Source organism: Actinomycetospora sp. (genome assembly GCF_055612215.1).
This window is the reverse complement of record NZ_JBVPVA010000236.1, coordinates 1-4381: the sequence shown is the minus strand read 5'-3', so window position 1 is coordinate 4381 and position 4381 is coordinate 1. Positions and strand designations below refer to the sequence as shown.

At 76.5% G+C, this 4381-nt stretch carries 3 protein-coding genes and 1 pseudogene; all 4 read left to right on the top strand.

Annotated features, from left to right (window positions below):
* Positions 1-441: pseudogene (locus tag AC0CYZ_RS06515) on the top strand (ATP-binding protein); the annotation flags it as partial.
* Positions 438-2468: a type III PLP-dependent enzyme domain-containing protein gene (locus tag AC0CYZ_RS06510; RefSeq protein WP_472213486.1), complete on the top strand. Its 2031-nt coding sequence runs from the start codon at positions 438-440 to the stop codon at positions 2466-2468. The pseudogene AC0CYZ_RS06515 and the gene AC0CYZ_RS06510, both read left to right, overlap by 4 nt.
* Positions 2452-3036: a hypothetical protein gene (locus AC0CYZ_RS06505; RefSeq protein WP_472213484.1), complete on the top strand. Its 585-nt coding sequence runs from the start codon at positions 2452-2454 to the stop codon at positions 3034-3036. The genes AC0CYZ_RS06510 and AC0CYZ_RS06505 overlap by 17 nt, the downstream gene beginning before the upstream one ends.
* Before the next feature lie 9 nt (positions 3037-3045).
* The gene (locus tag AC0CYZ_RS06500) at positions 3046-4140 is read left to right on the top strand and encodes a C40 family peptidase (protein WP_472213483.1); all 1095 of its coding nucleotides are present in this window, start codon (positions 3046-3048) and stop codon (positions 4138-4140) included.
* Positions 4141-4381: the final 241 nt, after the last annotated feature.

The following is a 4381-nucleotide window of genomic DNA, read 5'->3' as shown; positions in this document are numbered from 1 at the left end:
GAGGCGCTGCGGCTGCTGCGGGTGCCCACCGACGTCGGGTACGAGGAGATGCTCGGGACGCTCTCGCCGCGCCCGACCGCCTCCCGCTCGCTCGGCGACCACGACGACAGCCCGGACGACACCCCGCGCCAGTTCGTCTTCTCCGACGGCCACGGGGGCGTCGAGAAGATCCGCGTCGATCTCGAGGGCCCGCACCTGGCGCACCTGCGGGAGGCGCTGGACACCAACCCCGACGCGCGCCGTGCCCACCTGCCCGTGCCGCCGCGGGCGACCGCGCCCGCGGCCCGCGAACCGGACGACGGGCAGCGCGGCGACGGGGCGCCGGACCCCGGACCGACCGCGCCCGCCGCGCGCCGCGACCCGGAGCACCCGGCCGGGGAGAGCGACCAGGACGGCGTGGCGGTGGGCCGCCCGGCGGGACGGGGCGGAGGCGACGGGTGATCGTCGTCGTCGGCATCCTCGCCGCGGCGCTGGTCATCGGGTGGCGGCGGGGAGGCCCGCGCCTCGGTCGCAGTCCCCGTCGCAGCCCCCATGCCGGCAACGGCACGTTCCTGGCGTCGGACGCCAGGACGGCGCCGTTCGCTCGGTTCCCGTGGTCGGCCCTCCGTGGCAGCAACGGCACGTTGCTGGCGTCGCACGCCAGGACGGCGCCGTTCGCTCGTCACCGGGGCCTCCGGCTGCCGCGGTCCCGGCGCGCCCGGGCCCTCCTCGTCGTCGGTTCGCTGGTCGCGGGCCTGGTCCTCGTCGGCGGCACGGCGTCCGCGCAGGCCTTCGACTGCAAGGCCCCGCCCGACGCCGACCGGCCCGGCACGGGACTGGTCGGGTCCCTCGATCCCGCACCGATCGGCGTCGGGACGCCGGGCAGCGTGTACGACCAGGTCGGCTACGCCGGGCAGGTCTGGTGGACCTACGACCTGGGCTGCGGCCCGGGCGGCGCCCGCGATCCCGCGGCGGCCACCGACACCTGGCTGGGCAACCAGGTCTTCGACGTCGCCAAGTTGATCGTCGGCGGCGTCAACTGGGCGCACTACCTCATCGCCCGTGGCTCGAGCCTGCTCACGCCGCTCGACTCGGTCATCCAGACCGGCACGCGGGCCATGTACGAGGCCGTCTTCACGACGTGGGTCGGGGTCGCGCTGGCGGCGCTCGCGGCGATCATGCTGCTGCTCGCGATGCGCGGGGACCTGTCGCAGCAGGCGCGGCGCGGACTCGTCGCGGTGCTCGCCCTCGGGCTCGCGGCGGCGGCCTACGCGGCGCCGATCCAGTGGTCGCGGGCGCTGGACGGCGTGCTGCTCGACGGCGTCACCGCGATGCAGCAGGGCTTCCTGCGCCAGGTCGGCGTCGGTGACCAGAACACGCTGCCGACGGTGCTGACCGACCAGATCGTCTACTCGAACTGGCTGCGCGGCGAGTTCGGCTCGGCCGACGTGCCGCAGGCCCGCGACCTCGGGCGCCCCCTGCTCGAGGCCCAGACCTTCTCCAAGGTCGAGGTGGCCACCGGACAGGACGGGCAGGCACAGGCCGACGCGAAGAAGCAGCAGTTCACCGACGTCGCGGGCAAGGTCGGGGACCGCTACTCCTACTTCCAGGGCCGGTCGGGCTCGCGGGTCGGTGCCGGGGCGCTGGCCCTGGTCCAGGCGCTGTGCATCGCGCTGTTCCAGCTGATGAGCAAGGTGCTCGTGCTGGTGTCGATGCTGATGATCCGGCTGCTCGTCATGGTCGCGCCCGCCCTCGCCGTCGTGGCCCTGCTCAAGCCCGAGGTACTCCCGGCGATGCTGCGCATCGGCGGCGCGGCGCTGGTGAACACGCTGCTCGTCGGTGCCCTCGCCGGGCTGCACTCGCTGCTGGTCATCTCGCTCTTCCGACCGGGCTCGGGGGTCGACACGTGGCTCGCGCTGCTGGTCACCGGCGTGGTCACGGTGATCCTCTGGGCGGTGTCGCGGCCGTTCCGCCGGCTGACCTCGATGGTCAGCCTCACCCGCGAGCAGGTCGGCGGGATCGTCCCGGCCGCGGGCACCGGCGCGCTCGGGCGGGCGATGGGGCGGCTGCGCGGCGACGGCGCGCGCGGCGACGACTGGTGGGGCGAGCGCGTCGACCGCCGCCGGGGCGAGGGGGCGCTGCGCCCCGAGGAGTCCGTCGACGACGCCGGCCGGGCCCGCCCGGCGCGCACGGTGCACGTCGAGTCCGAGGTCGTGCGGCCCACGTCGGGACGGTCGGGCCAGACCGGCGGCGTGCCCCGCCGCGAGATCGACGCCTCCCGCCCGGCACTGCCCCGCGCGGCGCCCCGGATCGCGGAGGTCGACGGCGCGCCCTCGCAGCGCATCTACCGCCCCTCGCCGCGCCCGGCGGAGGGCCGCGGCCCGGTGGTCGAGGGGCGGGTCCTCGAGAGCCGCGTCGAGCGCGGCCCGTCCGGGAGGTCCGGGCCCGTGACGCCGACCCCGGGAGCCCCGCGTGCCGATCCGGACTAGGCGCGGGCGCTCCGGGGCCTACCGGGGGCTGTGGGAGTGGCCGCTGCACTCGCCGGTGCGGTTCGTGGTCGTGCTGGCGGTCCTGGCGCTGGTCGTCGCGGGCGTGGCGTACGTCGGCACGTGGGCCTCGGCCGGTTCGGGCCGGTCGGCGGGGGCGCTCGCGCCCGTCCCCGACGTCCCGACGGTGACCGCGGTCCCGCCGGTGCCCGCCGCGCCGCCCCCGGAGCTGACCCCGACGGCGCTGCCCCCCTCGGCCGCCCCGCAGGCGGCGCTCGGCGTCGCGCAGCGCTGGGCCAGCGCGTGGGCCGACCACCCGGCGGGCGTCTCCGCGGCGCAGTGGAGCGACCGGCTCCGGCCCTACACGACCGACGAGTACCTGCCGGTGCTCGCGTCGGTCGATCCCGCCAACGTGCCCTCGTCGCGGGTCACCGGGCCCCCGCGGGCGGTGGAGGTGCACCCCGAGTCGCTGCGCGTCGACGTCCCCACCGACGCGGTCACCCTGCAGCTGCTCGTCGTCCAGGTCGGCGCGGGCGACTGGCGGGTCGCCGGCTACGACCGGGCGTCGTGAGGCTCCGCCATGTCGACCCTGGTCCGGCCGCCCCGGCGTGACGACCCGCCGCGCGGCGGATCGGCCCGCCTGCCGCGCCTGCCCGTCCGGCTGCGCTTCCTCCGTCTGCTCATCCCGGTCGGCGTGCTCGCGCTGGCCCTGGTGGTCGTGCTGCTCGGCGGGCTGCTGGTCGTCGGCCAGTTCACCGGGGGCGGCGACCCGCAGGCGGCCGGGACGTGCGACGCCGGGAGCCGGCCCGCCGTCGGGGTCCCGCGGACGGCCGCGGACCTGGCCCCGGTGCAGCGGCAGGCGGCGGCGACGATCGTGGGGGTCGCCAAGGGGATGGCCGCGCCGCCCCGGGCGTGGATCGTCGCCCTCGCCACCGCCATGCAGGAGTCCGGCATGGGCACGGCGGGCATGGACGTCGCGGTCGACCACGACTCGCTGGGCCTGTTCCAGCAGCGCCCCAGCCAGGGCTGGGGCAGCCCGGACGAGGTCCGCGACCCGGTCCACTCCACGCAGACCTTCCTCGCCCGGCTGCTCGCCGTCCCCGGCTGGCAGGACATGTCGATCACCCAGGCCGCGCAGACCGTGCAGCGCTCCGCGTTCCCCGGGGCCTACGCCAAGTGGGAGCCGCTCGCCGCGAGCCTGGTGACCGACCTGGCCGGGGTGACGAGCGCCATCCGGCCCTGCGCGGAGGGCCCGGCCCCGGGCATCGCCACGGCACTGCCGCCCGGCGTCGCGAAGACGGCGATCGACTTCGCCGTCGCCGCCACCGGCAAGCCCTACGTCTGGGGGGCGACCGGCCCGTCGAGCTACGACTGCTCGGGGCTGATGCTGCGCGCCTTCGGGTCCGCCGGGGTGGTGCTGCCGCGGGTCGCCCGCGACCAGTACGGCGCGGGCGCCCACCTGCCCGTGGCCCAGGCCCAGCCCGGCGACCTGCTGTTCTGGGCCTACGACTCCTCCGACCCGGACTCGATCCACCACGTGGCGCTCTACCTGGGCGGCGGGAAGATCATGGAGGCGCAGCAGACCGGGGTGCCGCTCGGCGTGCGCCCGGTCTCCTTCACCGAGAAGGGCCTGGTCCCGCTCGCGACCCGCCCCGGGACCGCCCCACCGGTGTGAGTCGGCTCGCCGCGTGGGAGTTGAGTCCGTCGGGAACAAGTCCGGGGGTCCACCCGTTGGCCCGCTCGAGAGCAAGTTGAGCGGTCTCCGCTCAGCCCCGGGTCGCCCCCGACGATCAGGGCCGGTAGACTTGAGCGCAGCGGGCTCACACCGAGACACCGAGACTTCGGCAAGAGACTCTTCGAGAGGAGTCGTCAGCATGGCGCGCGCGGTCGGCATCGACCTCGGCACCACCAACACC